Source organism: Haloarcula quadrata (assembly GCF_003634715.1).
Taxonomy (GTDB): Archaea; Halobacteriota; Halobacteria; order Halobacteriales; family Haloarculaceae; genus Haloarcula; species Haloarcula marismortui.
In genome coordinates this window covers 1,595,174-1,616,648 of the sequence record NZ_RBWW01000001.1, presented here as the reverse complement: position 1 = coordinate 1,616,648, position 21,475 = coordinate 1,595,174, and the positions used below count along the sequence as shown (strand labels likewise).

The 21,475-nt window shown below is 61.7% G+C and carries 21 protein-coding genes and 2 pseudogenes; 14 read left to right on the top strand and 9 right to left on the bottom strand.

The window, feature by feature from the left end; translation table 11 throughout:
- The first annotated feature begins 72 nt into the window (after positions 1–72).
- Positions 73–405, top strand: coding sequence for a 2Fe-2S iron-sulfur cluster-binding protein (locus tag BDK61_RS08275; RefSeq protein ID WP_004516873.1), 333 nt, complete (start codon positions 73–75; stop codon positions 403–405).
- Between the two features lie 195 nt (positions 406–600).
- Positions 601–1,203, top strand: a complete 603-nt coding sequence (locus BDK61_RS08270; protein ID WP_004961939.1) for a DUF7110 family protein — start codon at positions 601–603, stop codon at positions 1,201–1,203.
- 81 nt (positions 1,204–1,284) lie between these two features.
- On the opposite strand, the gene BDK61_RS08265 is transcribed toward BDK61_RS08270, so the two are convergent.
- Together BDK61_RS08265 and BDK61_RS08260 are read right to left on the bottom strand one after the other, a co-directional pair.
- The gene (locus BDK61_RS08265) at positions 1,285–1,902 is read right to left on the bottom strand and encodes a stage II sporulation protein M (protein WP_121302981.1); all 618 of its coding nucleotides are present in this window, start codon (positions 1,900–1,902) and stop codon (positions 1,285–1,287) included.
- A 55-nt stretch (positions 1,903–1,957) separates the two neighbouring features.
- The gene (locus BDK61_RS08260; protein WP_011224772.1) at positions 1,958–2,593 is read right to left on the bottom strand and encodes an IS6-like element ISH14 family transposase; all 636 of its coding nucleotides are present in this window, start codon (positions 2,591–2,593) and stop codon (positions 1,958–1,960) included.
- Between the two features lie 146 nt (positions 2,594–2,739).
- Between BDK61_RS08260 and BDK61_RS08255 the strand changes: the two genes are divergently transcribed.
- Both BDK61_RS08255 and BDK61_RS08250 read left to right on the top strand, forming a co-directional pair.
- Positions 2,740–3,717 carry a phosphoadenosine phosphosulfate reductase family protein gene (locus BDK61_RS08255; RefSeq protein WP_004961944.1) on the top strand — a complete coding sequence of 326 codons (978 nt, stop codon included), beginning with the start codon at positions 2,740–2,742 and terminating at the stop codon, positions 3,715–3,717.
- 702 nt (positions 3,718–4,419) lie between these two features.
- Positions 4,420–5,610 carry an MFS transporter gene (locus BDK61_RS08250; RefSeq protein WP_049938807.1) on the top strand — a complete coding sequence of 397 codons (1,191 nt, stop codon included), beginning with the start codon at positions 4,420–4,422 and terminating at the stop codon, positions 5,608–5,610.
- Here BDK61_RS08250 and BDK61_RS08245 read toward each other — a convergent pair whose 3' ends face one another.
- Both BDK61_RS08245 and BDK61_RS08240 read right to left on the bottom strand, forming a co-directional pair.
- Entirely contained in the window at positions 5,611–7,632 is a 2,022-nt protein-coding gene (locus BDK61_RS08245; RefSeq protein ID WP_121302980.1) for an AMP-binding protein, read from the bottom strand.
- A gap of 144 nt (positions 7,633–7,776) precedes the next feature.
- On the bottom strand, positions 7,777–8,646 hold the full coding sequence (locus BDK61_RS08240; protein ID WP_121302979.1) for an SDR family oxidoreductase: 870 nt from the start codon (positions 8,644–8,646) through the stop codon (positions 7,777–7,779).
- 246 nt (positions 8,647–8,892) lie between these two features.
- Between BDK61_RS08240 and BDK61_RS08235 the strand changes: the two genes are divergently transcribed.
- The 3 genes and pseudogenes from BDK61_RS08235 to BDK61_RS08225 form a co-directional block, all read left to right on the top strand.
- Positions 8,893–10,242 carry an ABC transporter substrate-binding protein gene (locus BDK61_RS08235; protein ID WP_004961961.1) on the top strand — a complete coding sequence of 450 codons (1,350 nt, stop codon included), beginning with the start codon at positions 8,893–8,895 and terminating at the stop codon, positions 10,240–10,242.
- Between the two features lie 9 nt (positions 10,243–10,251).
- Positions 10,252–11,196, top strand: a complete 945-nt coding sequence (locus tag BDK61_RS08230; RefSeq protein ID WP_004961965.1) for a branched-chain amino acid ABC transporter permease — start codon at positions 10,252–10,254, stop codon at positions 11,194–11,196.
- Positions 11,196–12,029, top strand: a pseudogene (locus tag BDK61_RS08225) (branched-chain amino acid ABC transporter permease); the annotation flags it as partial. The gene BDK61_RS08230 and the pseudogene BDK61_RS08225, both read left to right, overlap by 1 nt.
- A gap of 26 nt (positions 12,030–12,055) precedes the next feature.
- Here the strand turns inward: BDK61_RS08225 and BDK61_RS08220 are convergent.
- The gene (locus BDK61_RS08220) at positions 12,056–12,907 is read right to left on the bottom strand and encodes an IS5-like element ISHma10 family transposase (RefSeq protein WP_121302978.1); all 852 of its coding nucleotides are present in this window, start codon (positions 12,905–12,907) and stop codon (positions 12,056–12,058) included.
- A 53-nt stretch (positions 12,908–12,960) separates the two neighbouring features.
- On the opposite strand from BDK61_RS08220, the pseudogene BDK61_RS08215 reads away from it, so the two are divergent.
- The 3 genes and pseudogenes from BDK61_RS08215 to BDK61_RS08205 form a co-directional block, all read left to right on the top strand.
- Positions 12,961–13,287: pseudogene (locus tag BDK61_RS08215) on the top strand (branched-chain amino acid ABC transporter permease); the annotation flags it as partial.
- A 1-nt stretch (position 13,288) separates the two neighbouring features.
- The gene (locus tag BDK61_RS08210) at positions 13,289–14,044 is read left to right on the top strand and encodes an ABC transporter ATP-binding protein (RefSeq protein WP_121302977.1); all 756 of its coding nucleotides are present in this window, start codon (positions 13,289–13,291) and stop codon (positions 14,042–14,044) included.
- Positions 14,037–14,774, top strand: coding sequence for a branched-chain amino acid ABC transporter ATP-binding protein (locus BDK61_RS08205; RefSeq protein ID WP_121302976.1), 738 nt, complete (start codon positions 14,037–14,039; stop codon positions 14,772–14,774). Before BDK61_RS08210 ends, BDK61_RS08205 begins: the two co-directional genes overlap by 8 nt.
- Before the next feature lie 25 nt (positions 14,775–14,799).
- On the opposite strand, the gene BDK61_RS08200 is transcribed toward BDK61_RS08205, so the two are convergent.
- Positions 14,800–15,504, bottom strand: coding sequence for a helix-turn-helix domain-containing protein (locus BDK61_RS08200; RefSeq protein ID WP_007190498.1), 705 nt, complete (start codon positions 15,502–15,504; stop codon positions 14,800–14,802).
- A 107-nt stretch (positions 15,505–15,611) separates the two neighbouring features.
- Here BDK61_RS08200 and BDK61_RS08195 point away from each other — a divergent pair, with 107 nt between their 5' ends.
- Positions 15,612–16,196, top strand: coding sequence for a GNAT family N-acetyltransferase (locus BDK61_RS08195; RefSeq protein WP_121302975.1), 585 nt, complete (start codon positions 15,612–15,614; stop codon positions 16,194–16,196).
- 22 nt (positions 16,197–16,218) lie between these two features.
- Here the strand turns inward: BDK61_RS08195 and BDK61_RS08190 are convergent, their stop codons facing one another.
- Positions 16,219–16,692, bottom strand: coding sequence for an FKBP-type peptidyl-prolyl cis-trans isomerase (locus tag BDK61_RS08190; RefSeq protein ID WP_004961980.1), 474 nt, complete (start codon positions 16,690–16,692; stop codon positions 16,219–16,221).
- Positions 16,693–16,822: 130 nt separating this feature from the next.
- Here BDK61_RS08190 and BDK61_RS08185 point away from each other — a divergent pair, with 130 nt between their 5' ends.
- Both BDK61_RS08185 and mce read left to right on the top strand, forming a co-directional pair.
- Positions 16,823–18,505 (top strand): acyl-CoA mutase large subunit family protein, encoded by a 1,683-nt coding sequence (locus BDK61_RS08185; protein WP_121302974.1) that lies wholly within the window; start codon positions 16,823–16,825, stop codon positions 18,503–18,505.
- 82 nt (positions 18,506–18,587) lie between these two features.
- Positions 18,588–18,977, top strand: a complete 390-nt coding sequence (mce, locus tag BDK61_RS08180; protein WP_121302973.1) for a methylmalonyl-CoA epimerase — start codon at positions 18,588–18,590, stop codon at positions 18,975–18,977.
- 19 nt (positions 18,978–18,996) lie between these two features.
- On the opposite strand, the gene BDK61_RS08175 is transcribed toward mce, so the two are convergent.
- The gene (locus BDK61_RS08175; protein WP_121302972.1) at positions 18,997–19,644 is read right to left on the bottom strand and encodes an NUDIX hydrolase; all 648 of its coding nucleotides are present in this window, start codon (positions 19,642–19,644) and stop codon (positions 18,997–18,999) included.
- An 84-nt stretch (positions 19,645–19,728) separates the two neighbouring features.
- On the opposite strand from BDK61_RS08175, the gene BDK61_RS08170 reads away from it, so the two are divergent.
- Positions 19,729–20,697 (top strand): sugar phosphate nucleotidyltransferase, encoded by a 969-nt coding sequence (locus BDK61_RS08170; protein ID WP_004961990.1) that lies wholly within the window; start codon positions 19,729–19,731, stop codon positions 20,695–20,697.
- Between the two features lie 28 nt (positions 20,698–20,725).
- Here the strand turns inward: BDK61_RS08170 and BDK61_RS08165 are convergent, their stop codons facing one another.
- Positions 20,726–21,445 carry a diphthine--ammonia ligase gene (locus tag BDK61_RS08165; protein WP_121302971.1) on the bottom strand — a complete coding sequence of 240 codons (720 nt, stop codon included), beginning with the start codon at positions 21,443–21,445 and terminating at the stop codon, positions 20,726–20,728.
- Positions 21,446–21,475: the final 30 nt, after the last annotated feature.

The following is a 21,475-nucleotide window of genomic DNA, read 5'->3' as shown; positions in this document are numbered from 1 at the left end:
CGGATAGCAGTCCGTTTCGCTCCGGGGCGGCGGTGATAAAGAGTTTTGCTGGGGGGTATCAAAAGGCCGAATATGACCGAGCATACGGTGACATTTGTGGGGACAGGTGAGGAGATCACCGTCTCTGAGAAGGAGACGATTCTCTCGCGGTGTATCGAGGAGGGTATCGCACAGGAGTACTCCTGCCGCGTGGGGATGTGCTTGGCCTGTTCGGCGGAAATCGTTGAGGGGTCGGTCACCCAGCCTGCTGCCCGTGGACTGACCGACCGAGAACGGGAGAACTACGCACTGACCTGCATGGCGCGCCCACAGTCGGACCTGAAACTTGACCGTGGAAAGTACCCGCCCAGTATTGAAGGGGATGTCAGTCCAGAGGACGGCGACCCCACACCTGCGGACGACTAGTAGGAACTGGATACCACTAACATATGGCTTGCTAGATGGTCTGTAAATACCTTTAACATACGCCTCAGATCTGGCCTGATATAGAGCGGTCAAACCGCGAATGAAGGACAGGTCATATAAGCAAGTGGCTCCTATAGAGTGATGACTACAGCGTCAGCGGACGGCCTTCGACGACTGATACACGCTTCCCCAACCATGACCAGCCGCGTATACAGACTTCACTCGACACTTGAACTGCCACTGGAAGACGCATACGATTTCTTCGAGGATCCGGACCTTCCACCTGAAATCGCTGACATCGACATCACCCGTCGAAATAATACGCTAATCGTCAGCGCCGTCGCCAAAGACGACTCCATGAGCAAGTACACCCCGACGGCCCAGCTCAAGGCGAGCGTCACGGAGAACCGGGTGTACGAGGAGGACCCCGACGAGATGGGGCCGCCCGGGGCCGCGAGCACCGGAAGCGCCGGCGGTGGCCCCCAGTGGGGCGCACTCGAAGAGGAAGAAGAAGAGATCGAGTCCGAGCTCGTCGAGTACGCCTGCTTCAAGGGCGACCGCGAGACCGTGCTCCAGAATACTGCACTCCAGTACGCGATGTTCGAGGTCCTGTGTGAGGTCGCGAAAGTCGCTGAAAAGGGCACGCTGACGGCGATTGCTGCGGTTGACGAGGAACTAACGGCTGTTCGGATTGTCGATGGGGAGGAACGACCTGCCGCGATCAACGTTGCAGAGGAGCCTCGCGACGGCGAGGAAGAAGAGGGCGTCAACTGGCGCGACAACGAGTTCATCTCGTAACGCGGTCTGTCACAGCGTCCAGTCACGGATTCAATTTTCTCGAGCCGCAGCCCAACACTGTGTAGCCGACAATCCAAGCCGCTATGCTGGTGTAATGCCTGAGAGGTCGGTATCTGTAAACCGTGACGCAACTTCGATGGTGAGGTTTGCTTCGATGTAGGCCGCAATCACGATGAGCACGGCAGCCGTCGCAAGCAGCCATCCGGCTTCCCGGATATCCTGTCCAGTGACTAGCTCGTTCGTGCGGCCGCGGATGTACTGGATTGTGTGCCACCCGAACCGGAGCCCGACGGCGGCGACAATAAGCAGTGCAGGGATCTCGATGAGGCCGTGCGGGACAATAAGCGCGGCAACGACGACGGGTGAGACCTGCTTGAGTGCGATGCCGACGACGACGCCGATGAGCAGGCCGTTCAAGACGAGCGAGAGCACCGTCATCGAACCGAGCGAGATAGCACCGAGTGCCATCACGAGCAGTGCGCCGAGGTTGTTAATTGTTAGCGAAAGCGTCGTTAGCTCTGCCGGCATAAAGGGAGTATCGCCGGTCGTTCCAGGGTTCTGGAGCCATTCAGCGGGGATCTGGCTGCCGAGTCCGTAGCCGAGCAGGACACTGACTACCAGTATCAACGCGGCCACGGGGACATAGTGCAACAGCCAGCGGTGAAAGAGACGGGCTGGGAGGCTTGGGCGGTCGTCCATACCATACCTTTCGGACCGGCACCAAAAAACCCGAGTGACCTACCGGGGGTAGTGTTTAGTTAGTAGCATTGTGCCAGCGAGCGAAACTCAGCAACCAATTTTCGGCTGTTTCCGGTTCGACATGGCTAAAGCAATTCGAAAACGACGAGGTTCGTCGCTTTAGTTCTCGAAAAATCCGTTCGACAGCGTTCCGATTTCCGTGGCGAGACATCTGAAATCGGAGTCCAGCTCGTTGCAGTGCAGTTTGAAGATGTTGAGCGCCATCGACGAGAAAGACGGCAGTTTCGACGTCGTGTTTTTGCCGAAGTTCGCGCAAGAAAATTTCTGTGAGAGTGGTCGTAGTCGTCGCAAATAGCCGGATGTGAAGCAGTTCGTTCGACTGCGGATCGGCCGCGGCGTACAGCCAGAACTGCTGATCGTTGATCCGAATCACTGTTTCGTCAAGCGCAATCTGATTCGGAGATTTTCCAGAGTCGGGCTGTAGATCGGCTTTCTGCACCCAATCGTGGACGGCTTTGCGACTGCGTTGGACACCCAGATCTTCGAGTAATTCAACGGTATTCGATAGCGAGAGGCCCGCAACGTGCGATTGAATACCCAACGCCATCGCTGGCTCGGGTGTCCGCTCGCGCTCCACAAAACCCAAATCAATCCAGTCTCTACATCCGCTGAGGCGCGTGATTTCTGCCATGGACAGCTGAAATCACTCTCGCCTCACTTTTCACGCTTAACTAAACACGACCCTACCGGGTGTCCGCAATTTTATTTGCCACCGTCTCACACACCTGTCTATCATCCAAAAAGTACTTGGCATTCGTAATTATATCTCATTACACTATGTCCGAATCAGCAGAGTTCCCGGACTATCTGGACGTTGATTACACTGACGGGGAAGGCGAAGACCCCGCTGAGTACCCAACTGTCAACCACAAGATCGAGAAGGCTATCGAGGTCACGAAGACTGGCCTCGAAGAATACGAGAACCCTGTCGTGATGTGGACCGGCGGCAAGGACTCGACGCTGACGCTGTACTTCGTCAAGGAAGTCGCCGAGCGCTTTGACCTCGAAGTACCGCCGGTTGTCTTCATCGACCACTACCAGCACTTCGACGAACTCATCGACTTTGTCGAACACTGGGCCGACGAGTGGGACCTCGATGTCATCTGGGCTCGCAACGAAGACGTGGGGAACTATGTCGACGAGAACGGTCTCGAACCGGGCGACGACATCCCCGTCGACGAACTCTCCGAGCACAACCAGCACCACATTCGGAACATCCTCGAATACGAGGAGGACACGTTCCCGTTCCTGCTCGACACCTACGTCGGCAACCACCTCCTGAAGACGGTGGCGCTCAACGACACTATCGAGGAGCACGACGTCGACGGCATCCTCTCCGGCATCCGCTGGGACGAGCAGGAGTCCCGCGCCGACGAGACGTTCTTCTCGCCGCGTCACGACCCGGACATCTACCCGCCGCACGACCGCATCCAGTCGATTCTCCAGTTCGCGGAAGCCGACGTGTGGGAAGCCTTCTGGAACTTCGTCGTCCCGGACACAGTCGAGGGCTACCCGGACGAGGGCTACGTCCCGCAGGGGCAGGACGACCTGCCTGAGGGTATCGAGAAGGAAGATGTGCCGGTCTCGCCGAAGTACTTCGCCGGGTTCCGCTCGCTCGGGAGCGAGGTCAGCACTGACAAGTCCGCCGAGGAGCCCGCCTGGCTGCAAGACATGGAGAACACGACCGAGCGCGCCGGCCGCGCCCAGGACAAGGAAGACCTGATGGAGCGCCTGCGCGACCTCGGCTACATGTAAGCGGACGCGGAACGACGCCGGTTCCGTGTCGGTGTTTCTCTTATTGACCCAGTAGCAACGTTCGCCACGACAGACAGTAAGCACGCTGCCGAATCTGCCTGTCGACCGGGACGAGCGGTCTTCAGTAGCTGTCCCCCGGAACTCAGAACCGTCTAACGATGTTCCGTATTATCGATCTAACACTTCGACAGGAGTCGATGGAGCCTGCGCCGCCAGCAATCTCAGGGCCAGTGCGCTCGAACGCACAGAGTGGCCACGCCTGTCGGTACGGACGCAGCAACGGCTACAGGCGTCGACCGCCACCAGTTAGGGAGCCTTGTTCACCCGTACTGAACGATGTAATTATCCGTCCCACAAACTGGTAGAACGCAGTCTAAGCCTCGGTACTCCGTATAAATCGGTCCAAAAAGTGCTATAGACAATTGTCGAGAAAAGGTTTAGGTAATGTCGAACACTACCAGTAGGTGAATGAGTTCAGACCAGTACAACTGTCCGAACTGCGGGGCGGAATTGAGCTACCAGACGACGAAGCACAACGGCTGTTCGAACTGCGGTTTCGTTCCACCACACAGTGCTGAGTAACGCGGATTGGGCTGAGTTAGCGGACGCGCTGTTCTGTCGTCGGTAGTTGGCGTGTTCTACGAGTAGCGTGCCGTATTTTGGTCCGACATCTATTTTTCTCGGCTCGCTGTAGCATTGCCTGTGACGGACCGCACAGACCGGGGCGTTCTCGCGGGTGTTATCTTCGCCGTGTTACTGGCGCAGGTCTTGCTGTATCCGGGTGTCGACAGGCTTGTCCAGTCGCTTGGTGCGACGACAGACCTGAACGCGAGTATGTGGTTTCTCGCCGCTGAGTTCGGGGCGTTCGTCGTCTTTGCTGGTGTGTGGGGCGTACTCAGCGACGCCACCGGGCGGCGTACACCGTACATTGCCGGCGGGGCAGGCGCAGGTGCAGTGCTGTACGCCCTCATCGCGTGGCTCCCTGGAGCGGTTTCGCTCTCCTTTGTTGGCGTGCTGGCCTTACGAGTTCTTCAGGGTGGGGCCACTATCGCCGCGTTCTCGCTGGCAATGACGATGCTGATGGACCTCGGCGGCGGCCACGGCAAGAACATGGGTGCGGCAGGCATCGCTATCGGCAGTGGGACGGCGCTTGGGGCGCCACTCGGCGGCCAACTCTACGAAATCCAGACGACGCTCCCGCTGTATGTGGCGAGTACATTGTCGCTTGTCGTCGCAGTGGCCGCGCTGCTCGTGACCGACCGCGCACCGTCGGACGGGCGGTCAGGCCTGGCCGCGACCGTGTCCGGGCTCAAACAGCGACCGACGCTCGGCGTGCCGTACGCTTTCGGGTTTATCGACCGGCTCACTGCGGGCTTTTTCGCGCTTGTCGGCACGCTGTATTTCAGGGAGACGTTCGAACTGGGCCCCGGCGAAACCGGTGTCATGCTGGCGCTGTTTTTCGCTCCGTTTGCCCTGCTGCAGTATCCCTTCGGCGTGCTCTCTGACCGCATCGGTCGAACCGCTCCTATCGTTGTCGGGTCGGTGCTGTACGGACTCACTGTTGTCGGCGTCGGGCAAGCGCCGACGGTGGCCATCGCCGGTGCAGGGATGGTACTAACCGGCGTTATCGGGGCACTGATGGCCCCTGCGACGATGGCGCTCGTTTCGGACCTCGCCGTCGAGACGGAGCGTGGGACCGCTATGGCCGGCTTCAACATTTTCGGTAGCGTCGGCTTCCTCGCCGGCATCCTCGTCGGCGGCACTGTCGCCGGAGCCTTCGGCTACCCCGTTGCGTTCCTCGTCGCCGGCGGGACAGAGGTCGTCCTCGCAGTGCTGGCGCTGCCCGGACTGCTACGACTGGAGAAGCCGACCGAGGACGCCGTCGGCGGCTGACTACGACGCCTCGCGAACCTCGTCCAGCGCCGTGGGGTTCTCGATGCTGGACATATCGCCAAGGTCCTCGCCGCGGTAGACGCCAGCAATTGCTCGGCGGATGATCTTGCCGCTCTGGGTCTTGGGGAACTCATCGACGAACAGCACTTCGCGGGGCCGGAACGGCTTGCCAAGTTCCTCGCCGACAGCGGCGCGGATATCGTCCCGGAGGTCGTCATTGGATTCGTAGCCGGGTTCCAGCACGGCGTAGAGGACGACGGCAGTACCGGTGGTGTCGTCCGGCACACCGACGGCGGCGGCCTGATTGACGGCGTCGTGCTCCATTGCTGCGCCCTCGACCTCCGCCGGCCCGACCTTCCGCCCGGCGACGTTGAGCACGTCATCGGCCCGGCCATGGAGGAACCAGAGCCCGTCCTCGTCTTTCTGGGCCCAGTCGCCGTGGTCCCAGACATCGTCCCAAGTCGACCAGTACTCGTGCAGGTAGCGGTCGTCACCCGACCAGAGCGACCGGGTCATCGAGGGACAGGAGTCCTTGGCGACCAGATAGCCGCGCTCGTGTGTGTCGGCGATTGATTCGCCGTCGGAATCGACGATATCGATGTCCATTCCAAGCCCTGGACCGCCAAGTGTGCAGGGTTTGAGCGACTGAATCGGCATCGGCATGAGGAAACAGCCCATGATCTCGGTTCCGCCGGAGATGTTAATGATAGGACAGTCCTCGTCCCCGACGTGCTCGTAGAACCACTGCCAGCTCTCGGGGTCCCAGGGTTCGCCGGTCGAGCCCAGCAGCCGTAGACTGGAGGGGTCATGCCCCTCCAGCCACTCGTCACCTTTCTTCCGGAGCGCCCGAATTGCGGTCGGCGAGACGCCGAACGTGGTGATGTCGTGCCGGTCGATCATCTCCCAGAAACGGTCCGGCTCCGGGTGGTCCGGCGCGCCCTCGTACATGAAGGCGGTCCCGCCGAAGGCGTGGTTACCGAGCAGCGTCCACGGGCCCATCATCCAGCCGATGTCGCTCACCCAGAAGAACCGATCCGACGGCTTGTGGTCGAAGCCGAAGTAGATCTCCTTGGCTGCCTGCATGAGCGCGCCGGCGTGCGTGTGGACGATGCCCTTCGGTTTCCCGGTCGTCCCGGAGGAGTACAGCAGCATCGACTCTTGATTGCTCGGGAGTTCCTTGGCCGCGTACTCATCGTCAGCTGTCGCTATCGCTTCGTCCCACCACTCGTCGCGGCGGGTCCAGCGGATGGTCTCGTCGGGGTCGTCCGCGATACCGAGGCGGTCATAGACGACAGTGTGTTCGACCGGTGTCGTCCCAAGTTCCTCGCCGGCCTGCTTGATGGCCTCGTCGGCACTCTCCTTGAGGTGAACACCGGAGCCCCGGCGATAGAAGCCGTCACCAGTGAACAGGACGGAGCACTCGGCATCGGCGATGCGGGTCGCCGTCGCGTCAACGCCGAACCCGGAGAAGATCGGCACGGCGATCGCGCCGACCTTCAGACAGCCGTACAGTATCGACGCGACTTCGGGGACCATCGGCATGTACAGACCGACGGTGTCTCCGGTGCCGACGCCGACGGATTCCAGATAGTTCGCTACCTTGCTGGCCTGTCGATTCAGTTCGTGGTACGTAATCTCCCGTACGTCGCCGGGCTCGCCCTCCCAAATGAGCGCGACTGTGTTTCGGGTCGGACTGTCCCGTGCTGCGTGGCGGTCTAGGACGTTGTGGGCAGCGTTGATTGTCCCACCGGCGTACCAGTCGGTGAACTGCGGCCCCTCACTGTTGTCCCGGACCTGATCGTATGCGTCGAAGAATTCGATGTCGAGGTACTCCGGGAGCAGGTCCCAGAACCACTCGACGCCCGAGTCGGGTTCCTCGGGCAGGTCTGTGGTCGTTCGCTCGATGAGTTCGTCGTAGTTGTCGATGTCGTATTCCTGCATGAACTCCCAGACGTTCGTCGATTCGACGAACGAATGGCTCGGTTCGTGGACGATAGAGTCTACGTGGTCTTGTTCGCTCATTGCGTCAGTATTCCGTAGTGTTTGCCTGTCTGGTATAAACCCGTACCGCCGCCCAGGACGCTAGACGCGTGGACTGGTCGGGGAACTTGGTTCCGGGCACCTCGTGGGTGTCGGAGAGACAGTGCATATCCGCACACCACCGTCTCACTCGTACGTTTTTGTCATGCCGCCGTCGAACAGCAGGTCCCCGCCGTTGAGATGGTTGGCGTGGGTTGAGAAGCCGAACACGAAGAGGTTCGCCACGTCGATAGGGTCCATCATCTCCTTGATCCGGGCCTGGCCCAGCATCACGTCATCAATGACCTCGTCGACGCTGATGCCCCGTTGCTCGGCGGTGTCGGGAATCTGGTCGACGACCAGCGGCGTCTTGACGTAGCCCGTGCTAATGGAGAACCCACGGAGGCCGTCACCGCCCTCGGCGGCGATAGACTGTGTCAGCCCCCGAAGGCCGAACTTCGAGACGTTGTAGGCCACCTTATCGGAGGTGACGTAGTGGCCGTGGACCGACGCCATGTTGCCGATAGCACCCACGCCGTCGTCGGTGCCGCGGATGTGCGGGATGACGCGCTTCGACAGCGCGAGCGGGGCACGCAACATCACGTCGTGCATCTGGTCGTACTTCTCCATCGGGAAGTCTTCGATGGCGTCGATGTGCTGGAGACCGGCGATGTTGGCGAGGTAGCGCACGGTGCCGTGAGAAGCCGCGGTCTCGACGATAGCTTCGATGTCCGCGTCGTTCGCAAGATCGCCGGCCACGGTCTCGACGGCCCCATCAAGGTCGAGGTCCGCCGCCGTGTCCGCGACCTCTGCGAGGCCGTCCGCGTCGATGTCCGTGGCAACGGCGGTCACCCCGTTAGCGGCCATCGCAAGCGCCGTCGCCCGGCCGATGCCCGACCCACCACCGGTCACCAGACAGACGGTGTCGCTCGTGTAGTGGTCGTCGTCGGCGAACAGGATCGAGGACTCGTCGATGGGCTCGACTTCGAGCCGTTCGTGAGAAGTGCTGGATGCCATTCAGTCACACGTTCTTCAGACATCTCCGAATAGGGGCGGGTTGACATGTATACCCGACTGACTGCTGTGGTGCTGTCGCAGCCCGGCGCGAGAACGCTGTTCCGCTGCCTCACCGGCGACGTGGTTTACGTGTAAACCTCCCGTTATTCGGGGGTTACGTCGGAAGAATCAGTCATCCCTGTGAGCGTGGCACATACCGCGTGACCAGACAGCCCGGGCTTGTCCGGGGCGTATTGGGACACACCTATGCAACAAACGACAACGGACCATGACACTGGTGGCATCGGCAGGCGACAACTGCTCTCCGCCGTCGGCGGCTCGGCCGTCGCCGCAGCGCTCGCTGGCTGCTCGACGCTGCTGAGCGACGGTGAAACAGCGGATCAGGGCGAGCAGTCCGGCGGTGAGATTTCCGACGAACCGATACAGGCCGGGTTGTTGACGTTCACACGTGGCGCACCGGGCGTACTCGGGATTCAGGCCCAGCGCGGGGCCGAACTCGCCGTCCAGCGCATCAACGAAGCCGGCGGTATCGGTGGACAACGCGAAATCGAACTGGACGTCGTCAACGAGGGGTCGAACCCGCTCGACAGCTACAACCAGTTCATCGAGGAGGGGAAAGAGGTCACCTTCGGCCCGATTTCCAGTGGCACACACAGCCAGATCGCCCCTGAGGTCGAGAAGAACGGAATCATCAACGTCAGCACTGACGGGACGGTAACGACGCTCTACGAGGAGACCGTCCCCGACCCGACCTACTCCTTCCGCTTCCAGAACTACGACATCATGGAGGTGGTGACGATGGCCCGGGAAGCTGTTGAACGCATCGGCGCTGACAACATCTCGACTGTCGCCGGGGTCAACCCCGGCTACTCCTTCGGCGAGGACGAGATGCGAGTGTTCACGCAGGCCATCCAGAGACTCACTGACGCCGAAATCGTCTACGAGGGGTTCCCGGAACTCGGGGCCAGCGACATGGCGAATCACATCACCTCGATCAACAACGAGGAGCCGGACGTGACCTTCTCCAGTCTGTGGGGCGGCGACGTGACGACGTTCGTCCGACAGGCGAACGCCAACAACATGTTCGAGAACACGACGGTGTTCGGCACGACGCTGTACAGCGCGGCCGGCGATGTGCCGGGCGACGCGCTGGCTGGGACGGATATCTACTCCGGGTCGCGCAACTACTACTGGGGGAAGCCGGCGCTGGGCAACTGGCAGCCCGGCCGGGAGCTGTTCGACGCCGCGACACAGCAAGAGGGCGTGACGGTCCCGACGGCGCACTACATGAGCGGCTACGGCGCGGTCACCGCGTGGGCGACGGCCGTCGAGAAGGCCATCGACCTGCTGGGCACCTATCCGACTCAGGAGCAGATCGCGCAGGTTCTGGAGGGGCACGGCTTCTTCACGCCGGCCGGCTACCACAACATCGCCGAGGACCATCAGGGCGCGTCGAACTCCTTCGCCGGCCAGATGGTGTATGATGACGACCTCGGGGCGGCCAGGCTTGAAGACGTGAACACATACGCAGCCACCGAGACAGCGCCGCCACCCGGTGTCACCGGGAGCGACTGGCTGGATAGCTGGAGCGCCTGATACCGAGCCATGGCCGTAACACCCACAGCCGCGCTCGTCCAGACGCTCAACGGCATTCAGTTCGGGTTTATCCTGTTCATGATCGCCTCAGGACTCACCGTCATCCTGGGGATTCTGGATGTCCTGAACCTCGCCCACGGGGAACTGTTCTCGCTGGGCGCGTACACCGCCATCGGCGTGTTCGGGTTTATTATCGGCATCATCGGCCCGCCGGGGGGCGGCGTCGTCGGCACCGCCGTGTTCATACTCGCGGTTCTCGCGGCCGTGCTGGTGACGGCAGCCATCCTCCTTCCCGTGGGAACCCTCTTCGAAGCGGTGTTCCTGCGTCAGATTTACGACCGCGACCAGGTGTACCAGCTGGTGCTGACCTTCGCTCTCTTGCTCATCCTCCTCGACGTGAAGAAGTTCATCTGGGGGGACAGTTCGATCCGGACTGACGCCGTCTACAGCGCCATCAACGCGATTCCGACGAGCGAACTCGTCGGGCTGAACTACCCGACTTACAACGTGTTCGTCATCCTCGTCGGCTCGGCCGTCGTCGCGGGCCTGTTCTGGTTCTTCGAGCGCACGAAGACCGGGCGCATCATCAGAGCGACGGCTATCGACCGTGAGATGGCGACCGCGATTGGCGTCAGCACCGACCGCGTGTTCACGCTCGTGTTCGCGCTGGGGGCGTTCCTCGCCGGCTTTGCCGGCGCGATGGCCGTCCCGCCGACATCGGCGACGCTGGAGATGGGCACCAATCCGCTGGTGTTGTCCTTCGTCGTCATCGTCATCGGCGGCCTTGGCAGCCTTCGCGGGGCGTTCGTCGGCGCACTTCTGGTCGGCGTCATCCGAAGCTGGATGATTACGCTGTACCCGCCGGGCGAGATTGCGGCCCCGTTCGCCATCATGGCACTCATCCTGCTGGTCAAACCCGAAGGGCTGTTCGGGACGTGGGGTGAGACGGCGTGATGCCGGAGCGCGTCGACCGCGACGGGACGCCGGCATATCGCGTCCTCGGGGTCGAGGTGACCCGCCGAGAAGCGGCCTTCCTCGTCCTTGGAGTCGTGTTCCTGTTCGTCATTCCAGATATCGCAAGCCTCTCCGACAGCCTCCAGCTCAGCGTCATCCACCAGGGCCTGCTGTTCGGCTTCGCGGCGGTCGGGCTGAATCTCTTGCTTCGGCACACGAAGCTCACCTCGTTCGGCCACGCGGCCTTCTTCGGCACCGGCGCGTACGCGACCGCGGTCCTCGCACGCTATGCTGGCGTCCAGAGCGTCGGCTTGCTGTTGCTCGGAGCCATCGCCGCCGCGACGGTGATGGCAGCCATCATCGGAGTGCTGTCGCTGCGACATACGGGGCTGTACTTCGCGCTCCTGACGCTGGCCTTCGGCCAACTCCTGTACGCCATCGCGCTGGGCCAGAGCGCACTCGGTGGGAGCGACGGGCTCCCGGTCCGGCCGGGGCCGGCGAACCAGCCGCTCCTGTTCGGGACCGCGTTCAGCCCCGACGTGTACCAGATTCTGACGTACTACCTGACGGTGGTCGTCATCCTCATCGGCCTGTTCGTGATGTACCGCATCACGCAGTCGCCGTTCCGCAACGCTCTGGACGCCATCGGGCAGGAACGGACCCGGGCGCGGTTCATCGGCCTGCCGGTCCGCCGCTACGTCTGGGCCGCGTTCGTCATCTCAGGCATCTACGGCGGCGTGGCGGGCGGGCTGTACGCCGTCGTCCGCCAGTACGTCCGTCCGGAGGGGACGCTGTTTTTCCTCCGGTCGGGCGACATCCTGTTCATGGGGCTCAATTGAATCCGGCGAATTTCGGCGTTTCAGAGTTCAATTGCCTGCTCCACGTTGTAAACGCCGGCTATGAGCGTTATCTCCCGGAACTGGCGGAACCAGTCACGCGCTCGGACGGCGGAGCCGTGCGAGCGCTTGATTGAGGAGTTGACGGACTCGGTCTGTGATCGCTGACCATAGAGCTCGTCGTCTATTCGGGCGTTGTGTGCGTGATCGTAAGGAGCGAAAACACGGTGCTTTATCAGCGGACGAATCCCGGCGTTTCGAAGCTCCTCACGGAAGCTCATGTCATCATAGCCTTTGTCAGCGGCCAAGCTTCGAAGGTCGCCCGCGTTCCGCAGGGCGACCTTCGGGCCGATCTTGGTTTCGTCAGGCCACTTCGTGCTGCAGTGTAAGTCAAGAATTGCTCCCTCAGCTGTATCTACGAGAAACGTCGTCTGGATCGTTTTGACGGAACGATCAATCCGTCGCAAGTAGTGAGACGATGCTTGCTGACGGTCGAAGTAGGTGGCATCAATTGCGGCGTGACCATTCTGGTCCAGCAGCTCCGCCGACCGGCGGAGCAGCTGTCGCCAGACAGTCATCGATGCCCGTTTGAACGCCTTACACAGCGTCGAAGGCGCGGGAAACTCCCCGCGTTGAAGATTCAATACCGCTCGAACACGTTCCATCTCTTCGGCCCAGTCGATGATTTCCTCGTACTCCGCGCTCATGTGTTCGCGCAGATAGAGCAAGACTGCGTGCTTCCAGCCGGCAAACCCGTTGCCGGCTGGATCACTCAGTTCCATCAGCGCAGCGTCAGTAAGCTTTTGAGCGAGCGAAGCCACTTGCTTCACGAAGCGGAAGAGGGTGTTGTGCATAACATTACTCTCCCGCTTCATACCCGTGATTCTAACGACCTATCCCGGCGCCGTCTGTGGATTCAATTGAGCCGTTCATGGCGATACTGGGCGGGTTCCGGACGCTGGTCGGCCCGCTCATCGGCGGTGTCGTCCTCGTCTTCCTGCAGGACGTAGGGCAAGACGTGACCCAGTACTACGAGTTCCTGACCGGTGTGGTGCTCCTGATACTCGTGTATGGCTTCCCGCGGGGCATCGTCGGGTCGCTCCGGTCCGGTGGTATCGTCAACACGCGGCTCAGTGAACTGCGTCGTGAGCCGTCCGTCCTGTCGGCGTGGGGCCGGAGCGCCGCGCAGTCGATTGAACGGAAGGTGACAGAGGCGCTGACTAGCCTGCGGATAATCCTCTTTGGAGTCGACTGAGATGCTCGAAGCACGCAATCTGCAGAAGTCCTTCGGTGAACTGGTCGCAACTGACGACATCACACTTGAGTTCGGTAAGGAGGAGGGCGAACTCGTCTTCATCGTCGGTCCGAACGGGGCCGGGAAGACGACGTTCATCAACCTCCTCACCGGTTTTCTCTCACCGGACGAGGGGTCCATCATCCTCGACGGCGACGAGATTACCGGCATGTCGGCAAACGGTCGTGTCGACGCCGGCATCGCCCGGAGCTTTCAGGTCGTCAAGGTGTTCGAGGAGATGACGGTCCGTGAGAATCTCCGGACGGTGGTGCTGACCGAACAGGGCAAGACCTGGAGCCTGTTTTCGATGGCCGACGGCCACGAAGAGGTGGAGGCGCAGGTCAACGAGCTGTTGGAGAAGTTCCGGCTCGGAGACGCGGCTGACACCGTCGCCGAGGAACTGCCCCACGGTGACCGGAAACTGCTCGACGTGGCGATGTCGTTCGGTCTCGACCCGGACTACCTCCTGCTCGACGAGCCGACCTCGGGCGTGTCGACCCGCGAAAAGGAGTACGTCATCGAAACGATTGTCGAGGTCGGCCGGGCGGAGGGCGTGACGACAGTGACCATCGAGCACGATATGGACATCGTCACGGAGTACGCTGACCGCGTCGTCGCCCTTCATCAGGGGGCTGTCCACGGGGTCGGCCCGCCGACGATGCTCGAAACCGACGACGAACTCCGGCGGCTCCTCCTGGGGGTGGGCGAGGATGAGTAGCGAACCGCTGCTGTCCGTTCGCGGGCTCAACGCCGCTGTCGAGGGGTTTCAGGTGACCGAGGATATCGACCTCGACGTGAACGCCGGGGAGGCGGTCGGCCTCGTTGGCCGCAACGGGGCCGGGAAGACGAGTACCTTCCGGGGAATCATGGGTTTGACACCGGTCTGGAGCGGCTCAGTCAGGTTCCGCGGCGAGGAGCTGACCAGCATTCGCTCGGAGCTGATTCCCAAGCGGGGCATCGGTTACCAGCCCGAAGACCGGAAGCTGTTCACCGGGATGACCGTCGACGAGAACTTCCGCCTCCCGATCTGGACCAGCGGGAAGGCCCGGAGTATCGACGACGAGGACGCGGTCATCGAGAGCGTTTACGACGTGCTCACCGAACTCGATGAGCGCCGGGATGCGAAAGTCCAGAACCTCAGCGGCGGCCAGGCGAAGATGGTCGCCATCGGGCGGGCGCTGGCGCTCCAGCCCGATTTGCTTATCCTCGATGAACCGCTGGAGGGATTAGCTCCGGTCGTCGTTGAGAACCTCAAGCGCCACATCCGGGCCATCAACGAACGCGGCATTGCGGTGCTCATCGCTGAGTCCAACGTCACACACGTGCCTGAGGTCGTTGACCGTCTCTACGTCATTGAGCGTGGAGATATCGTCGCCAGCGGTGACCCGGAAGAGCTGGCGGCCGACGAGGACATCCAGAAACTGATGCAGGGTAGCGGAGCGGAGTAGCAGCACACAGCCCCAACCGCTGCTCTCACTCGGTCACGTCGTTCATCGCCGTCGTGACGCGGTCGAGTATCTTCCGCTGACTGCGCCGGAGGTTCTTCGAGATAGCCATCTTGGACACGTCGAACTCTTCGGCAAGTGATGACAGGGTCGCGTCCCGCGGCGTGTCGAAGTAGCCGCCTTCGACGGCCTTCTCCAGCGTGTTTCGCTCTACTTCCGAGAGTTCCCGACAGCCATCGACCAGCCGCTTCGCCGAGTCGATGTTCTGTAGCAGGTCGTAGTAGTCCTCCAGATCGACCGATTCGCGGGACCTGATAGTGTAGTCATTGTCGCGCTCTAGTTCAGACAGGGTCCCTTCCGCGACGCGTTCGGTGTCGAAGCCAACGTGCCAGATTTCCGACCCGTCACGGATGCGAAACGGGCCGGTGATGTAGCCACTGTGGTCGCGGATGACGCTCATCGCGTTCGTCTCATCGATGCGCGAGCGGATGAGCGCCAGGTCGCCCTTCCGGCGGAGAAGCTGATAGGACTCCATGTGGTCGTGCGTCTCCAGTGCGTTCAGCCCGCGGTCCAGCTCTTCCCGGTCCGCGCCGTTGACCATGATCCGTGTCTCCAGCTCCCGCTCGACAGGGTGGAAATCCCACTGCTTGGCCAGAAACGACACCTCGTAGTCCCGTGTCGTGTCGATGTACGGACAGTCGTACTGGACCATGTCCATCTCGAGCGATATCATAAACAATCAATCATGTTGAACTGTCTTAGTGATTGCCTCTCCGCTAGATCGTCTCCAGTCTCAATCACGCCGCAAACCCTTTTGACTGCGGCAGTCAAGTTTAGAGCATGTACGTCCGGGATGCGAAAAACCGCGAGGAAGTCTGGTTGCTCGACCGTATCGAAGAGATGGGGCTGGACGAGACGGCTTTTAGATCCCGGGACTACGTCGTCGCTATCGACGAGGAGAGCCACGAGAAGGCCGGCTTCGGCCGCATCCGTATTCACAAGGGCGGCGACGAGCCAGTCTGTGAACTGACCAGTATCGGCGTCCTGCCCGAATGGCGCAATCAGGGCGTCGGCGCACACGTCATCGAACGGCTGGTCGAGTACGCGGGCGACGAGGGGTTTGACACCGTCTACTCGCTGACGAACGCCTCGGAATTTCTCGCGCAGTTCGGCTTCGAGCGCATCGAGCCGACACAGCTCCCTGACGCGCTCCGGGACCGGCTCGCGACCAAACAGGAGAACATCCAGCCGGACGCGGTGCCACTCCGGGTGGCCGTTGACCGCTTCGAGGTGCCCGGCCACCTCCGCAAGCAGTTCAAGCAGGCCAGTGCCGGCGAGTCGGAGGAACCTGAGCCAGAGGAGGGTCCCGAGGACTTCGGCATCGACCCCGACGAAGCGACCTACAAGTACGACACGGGCGACTGATAATCTGCTGACTGCGGACCGATTATCTGATGTCGACGACTTCGATATCGAACACGAGCGTCTTGCCGGCCAACTCGTGGTTGAAATCCACCTCGACGGCGTCGTCTCGGACAGCAGTTACGTCCCCATGAAGCCCGTTTTCGGCCTCAACATGGGTTCCGACTTCCGGCTCTTTTCCCACCATACCTTCGAACGTTTCGGGGTCGTACTCGCGGACGCGGTCGGTCTGAAACTCACCGTAGGCTTTCGCCGGGGGTACCGTGATAGTGGCCTCCTCGCCCGCGACCATGCCGACGAGCGCCTCGTCAATCCCCTCAATGATTTCTCCTGCACCGACAGTGAAGGAAAGCGGTGCATACTCGCTCACATCGACGCCCTGTGCCTCAATGAGTCCGTGCTCCCTGGCGACTTCGGGACGTGACGTATCGAAGATGGTCCCGTCCTCGAAGCGGCCGACGTACTCGATGGTAACGCCGTCACCCGGTTCGATTGGCATACGCCCTCGGTAGATGGCGAAGATATAAACCCACCTCGGAACAGCGCGCCGCCATACCACGGCGAGACGCGTATTACAAATCGTGAAGGATTTAAGAACCCTTAAGCCTCCGCCGTCCGACAATCCGTCCATGTTTGACCCCGACGAGCTGGAGGAGATACGGGAGTCGAAGGCTCAGTGGGAGGAAGACGACGTCCAGCCCACCGTCGACCGCTTTGGCGAACGCAAGGAGACGTTCACCACGGACACCGAAGGTCACGAGGTAGACCGCCTGTACACCCCGGCCGACATCTCCGATCTCGACTACGAGGAGGACCTAGGGTTTCCCGGTCAGGAACCGTACACCCGCGGCGTGTATCCGACCGGCTATCGGGGCCGGCTCTGGACGATGCGCCAGTACGCCGGGATGGGGACTGCGACGGAGACCAACGAGCGGTTCAACTATCTGCTTGACCAGGGCCAGACCGGGCTGTCGATGGCGTTTGACCTCCCCACGCAGATGGGCTACGACTCCGACCACGCGATGGCCGCCGGCGAGGTCGGCAAAACCGGCGTCGCCATCGACTCGCTTGACGACATGGAGACCGTGTTCGACGGCATCCCGCTGGACGAGGTCTCGACGAGCATGACCATCAACGCCCCCGCGTCGGTGCTGCTGGCGATGTACATCGCCGTCGGCGACAAGCAAGGCGTCGACCGCGAGGAACTCCGCGGGACTATCCAGAACGACGTGCTCAAGGAGTACATCGCCCGGAACACGTTCATCTACCCGCCGGAGCCGTCGATGCGGCTCATCACCGACATCTTCGAGTTCTGTGCCGCCGAAACGCCGAAGTTCAACACCATCTCCATCTCGGGGTATCACATCCGCGAGGCCGGCTCGACGGCCGCTCAGGAAATCGCGTTCACCCTCGGTGACGGCATCGAGTACGTCGAGGCCGCCATCGAGGCCGGGCTCGACGTGGACGAATTCGCCCCGCAACTCTCCTTTTTCTTTGCCTCCTACAACAATATCTTCGAGGAGGTGGCGAAGTTCCGGGCGGCGCGGCGTCTCTGGGCGAAAATCATGGACGAGCGCTTCGACGCCCAGAACCCCAAGTCCAAACAGTTGAAGTTCCACACCCAGACTGCCGGCTCGACGTTGACCGCCCAACAGATCGAAAACAACGTCGTCCGCGTCTCCTACCAGGCACTGGCGGCCGTTCTGGGCGGGACTCAGAGCCTCCACACCAACGGCAAGGACGAGGCCATCGGCCTTCCGACCGAGCAGTCTGTCAGAACCGCGCTGCGGACCCAGCAAATTCTCGCCCACGAGTCAGGCGCAGCGGACACCATCGACCCACTGGCCGGGAGCTACTACGTCGAGTCGCTGACCGACGAACTCGAAGCGGAGGCCCGCGAACTCATCGAGGAAGTCGACGAACGCGGCGGGATGCGCCGCTCCATCGAGGAGCAGTGGGTCCAGCGCCAGATTCAGGACGTGGCCTTCGAGCGCCAGCGCGAACAGGAAGCTGGCGACCGCATCATCGTCGGCGTCAACGAGTATCAGGTCGAGGAAGAGGGCGAGCAGGACATCGAAGAGGTCGACGAGGCCGTCGAGCAGGCCCAGCAGGACAACGTCGCCACAGTCCGAGAGGAACGCGACGACGAGGCTGTCGAGGCGAAACTCGACGCGCTCCAACAGGCCGCAGAAGGCGACGAGAACGTCATGCCCTACATCATCGACGCCGTGAAGGTGTACGCCACGACCGGTGAGGTGTGTGACGTGCTCCGGGACGTGTTCGGCGAGTATCAGCCCGGTTCGTCGATGTAAGGTCAGTCGAACCGCGTGGCCGTCCTGTTTTCGAGCCATCTGTACTCCCAGAATTATAAGCTACCCCGGTGTACGGCCGTCCATGCAATTCGACCACGCCGGTATCGCAACTGACGACGCCGCCCCGCTCGCGGAACTGTTCGCCGAGGCTTTCGGAACACCGGTCGTCCACGAGGAGACGTTCGACGGCCTGCAGGTGACGTTTCTGGAGATGGACAACGGCTACTTCGAACTGCTAGAACCGTTGCCGGACGCCGACGGCGCGATTCCCAGATATCTCGACAGTAACGGACCGGGCATCCATCACGTGGCTCTGGAGACAGACGACATCGCTGCCGCACTAGAGACGGTCAGCAACTGTGGGATCGACCTCATAGACGAGGAGCCACGGCCGGGCGCGTGGGGCCACGACGTGGCGTTCCTCCATCCGAAGACGACCGGCGGGGTGCTCGTGGAGTTAGTTGAACACTGAACGACATCCGGTCCCGGCTTCACTCGTCGTTTCGGAAGGCCGCAAACCGTTCTTCGGCCCCGGGAGTCAGTCGCTCCGGGGGCTCCGCGAACCACGCCGCGCCGACGAGTTCCGATTCGTCCACATCAAGGCTTCCCTTCTTGTACTCCGCTTCGAGGTAGATGTCTAGCGTGTGCACCGACCCCTGCGCGTCAGTGTCGGGATAGTACTTCGAATGGACGACTTCCGCGACGCCGGTAACTGTGCAGCGGATGCCAGTCTGTTCGTTGACGCGGCGGACGGCGGTCCCCTGTACCGATTCGTATTCGTCGCCTTTGCCGCCGCCCGGCAGCGCCCACATATCAGCGCCGCGGCCCAGCACCAGCAAGACCCGGTCGCGGGTGTCGCCGGCCGCCTGGTCGGGTATCTGGTCGCTCAGTTCCGGGAAATCGGTGCCATCACGCGTGACGAACACGACACTGTTCCCGGAGTAGCCAGTCCCGCGGGTCGCAGCGAACACATCAGCGTATTCATCGGGCGATAGCTCGAAGGTCTCCTCGGTGACCGGCACCTTGTCGTAGGCCGCTTCCAGACTCGAAATACGTTCATCAACGTTCGTCTGATTGATTTTCTCCGTGAGGTTCGCATCTCCCGCTCCAGCCTCAGGGCCGTCAGCGTCGTCAGTCATACGAGGTTGTACTCCGGGCCACCGATAAGTGCCGTGGTCCAGTCGATGAAAAAGAACTTGTATTCTGGTTGTCTCCTTCCGGACATGAAAGCGATTGTCCTTGCAGGCGGGTACGCCACCCGGCTCTGGCCTGTCACTAAGAACCGGCCCAAGATGCTGCTCCCTGTCGGTGAAACAACCGTCATCGACCGGATTCTCGGGGAGTTAGAGGAGGACGATCGCATCACTGACGTGTTCGTCAGTACGAACCAGCGATTTGCCGGCGATTTCCGAGACCACATCGCTGCGAGTCGCTTCGAGAAAGCATCCCTGACCGTCGAGGAAACTGCCGAGGAAGACGAGAAGTTCGGCGTCGTCGGTGCGCTCGCCCAGCTAGTCAACCGGGAAGGACTCGGTGACGAGGACCTGCTCGTCATCGCCGGCGACAATCTCATCAGCTTCGACATCGCCGAGTTCATCGATTACTTCGAGCAGTACGACGACCCCACGCTTGCCGCCTACGATGTCGGGTCCCTAGAAAAGGCCAGCTCCTACGGCCTCGTCGAACTCGACGGCGAGGAAATCACAGACTTCCAAGAGAAACCTGACGACCCTAACAGCACCCTCGTCTCGATTGCCTGCTACGCGTTCCCAGCCGATGCGATCCGCTTCGACGAGTACCTCGAAGACGGGAACAATCCGGACGAACCGGGCTGGTTCATCCAGTGGCTCGTCAACGACGGTCCCGTTCGTGCGTTCACCTTCGACGACGCCTGGTACGACATCGGGACGCCCGAAAGCTATCTGGAGGCCGTCGCGTGGGAACTTGACGGGGACAACGTCGTCGCGGAGGACGCTACCATCGAGAACACTACGCTCGGCGAGAACGTCCACATCCTTTCCGGGGCTGAGGTCGTCAACTCCAGTCTCGACGGCACCATCGTGTTCCCGGACACGACTATCCTCGATTCGGATATCCGTCAGTCCATTATCGACCGGGATACACAGGTCGAGAGTTTAGACCTCGCCGGCGCGCTCATCGGTGCGCACACGCAGTTGACGGACGAGAGCTAACGGCCGCCGATTCCGCACGCTCCGCAAGTCACGCCAGCCACGCGTCTTCGATCTGGAGCGTCCCGCGACTGCCGTCCCATTCCGTCTCGTACTCAATTTCGATCCGGCGGTCCATGTGCGGACCATCGGTGACGAGCGTCTCGAACTCGCCGCCTTCCCCGAGGATGTGGACGCCGTACTCGTCGTTGAGCGCCTCCAGTTCGTCGAGCGCGTCGGCGTCGAGCGTGCGACCCAGCCAGGACTCGTCGAGGCCGTAAGCGGCCACGCGGATGATCTGTATCTCGAAGCCAGCATCCAGCATTGCGTCGGCGAGGTCACGGGGGTTCTCCTGCCACAGCGGCGCAAACACGTTGGCTTCGAGGCGGTCGGCCATCGACTCGATGCGAGTCGTCTGGTACTCGCTTTCGACAGCCCCGGCGGTGACACCGCTGATACCGCCGTCAAGTTCGGTGTCGAGTTCGTGCAGTGCTGCTTCCAGCGGTTCGAGTTCGGCATCGCCCTGCTCGCCCGAGTCAGGCACGTCGTCGGCCTCGAAGTCATCGGGCTCGATTTCGACCAGTTGGATGCCGATACTTTCGGCGGCCAGGCGGGCTAACCGGGTCGCCGGAACGTGGTACATGTAGGAGTCGCCCTCTGGGTGGACCGTCACCAGACGCTCGACGGGGTGGCCCCGCTCCAGTGCCCGGTACAACGCCCACGAAGAGTCTTTGCCGCCGGAGAACAGCGAAACCCACGCGCCGTCTGTCATAGCCGCCGGTAGCCGTCGGCGGCGTAAATC

Bases quoted from the DNA above. Each gene is read 5' to 3' on its own strand.
- mce (WP_121302973.1), top strand. From the start codon at position 18,588: ATGCAATTCGACCACGCCGGTATCGCAACTGACGACGCCGCCCCGCTC.
- BDK61_RS08175 (WP_121302972.1), bottom strand. From the start codon at position 19,644: ATGACTGACGACGCTGACGGCCCTGAGGCTGGAGCGGGAGATGCGAAC.
- BDK61_RS08210 (WP_121302977.1), top strand. From the start codon at position 13,289: ATGCTCGAAGCACGCAATCTGCAGAAGTCCTTCGGTGAACTGGTCGCA.
- BDK61_RS08190 (WP_004961980.1), bottom strand. From the start codon at position 16,692: ATGCCAATCGAACCGGGTGACGGCGTTACCATCGAGTACGTCGGCCGC.
- BDK61_RS08165 (WP_121302971.1), bottom strand. From the start codon at position 21,445: ATGACAGACGGCGCGTGGGTTTCGCTGTTCTCCGGCGGCAAAGACTCT.
- BDK61_RS08235 (WP_004961961.1), top strand. From the start codon at position 8,893: ATGCAACAAACGACAACGGACCATGACACTGGTGGCATCGGCAGGCGA.
- BDK61_RS08240 (WP_121302979.1), bottom strand. From the start codon at position 8,646: ATGGCATCCAGCACTTCTCACGAACGGCTCGAAGTCGAGCCCATCGAC.
- BDK61_RS08265 (WP_121302981.1), bottom strand. From the start codon at position 1,902: ATGGACGACCGCCCAAGCCTCCCAGCCCGTCTCTTTCACCGCTGGCTG.
- BDK61_RS08275 (WP_004516873.1), top strand. From the start codon at position 73: ATGACCGAGCATACGGTGACATTTGTGGGGACAGGTGAGGAGATCACC.
- BDK61_RS08195 (WP_121302975.1), top strand. From the start codon at position 15,612: ATGTACGTCCGGGATGCGAAAAACCGCGAGGAAGTCTGGTTGCTCGAC.
- BDK61_RS08200 (WP_007190498.1), bottom strand. From the start codon at position 15,504: ATGATATCGCTCGAGATGGACATGGTCCAGTACGACTGTCCGTACATC.
- BDK61_RS08170 (WP_004961990.1), top strand. From the start codon at position 19,729: ATGAAAGCGATTGTCCTTGCAGGCGGGTACGCCACCCGGCTCTGGCCT.
- BDK61_RS08205 (WP_121302976.1), top strand. From the start codon at position 14,037: ATGAGTAGCGAACCGCTGCTGTCCGTTCGCGGGCTCAACGCCGCTGTC.
- BDK61_RS08230 (WP_004961965.1), top strand. From the start codon at position 10,252: ATGGCCGTAACACCCACAGCCGCGCTCGTCCAGACGCTCAACGGCATT.
- BDK61_RS08255 (WP_004961944.1), top strand. From the start codon at position 2,740: ATGTCCGAATCAGCAGAGTTCCCGGACTATCTGGACGTTGATTACACT.
- BDK61_RS08220 (WP_121302978.1), bottom strand. From the start codon at position 12,907: ATGAAGCGGGAGAGTAATGTTATGCACAACACCCTCTTCCGCTTCGTG.
- BDK61_RS08245 (WP_121302980.1), bottom strand. From the start codon at position 7,632: ATGAGCGAACAAGACCACGTAGACTCTATCGTCCACGAACCGAGCCAT.
- BDK61_RS08260 (WP_011224772.1), bottom strand. From the start codon at position 2,593: ATGGCAGAAATCACGCGCCTCAGCGGATGTAGAGACTGGATTGATTTG.
- BDK61_RS08270 (WP_004961939.1), top strand. From the start codon at position 601: ATGACCAGCCGCGTATACAGACTTCACTCGACACTTGAACTGCCACTG.
- BDK61_RS08185 (WP_121302974.1), top strand. From the start codon at position 16,823: ATGTTTGACCCCGACGAGCTGGAGGAGATACGGGAGTCGAAGGCTCAG.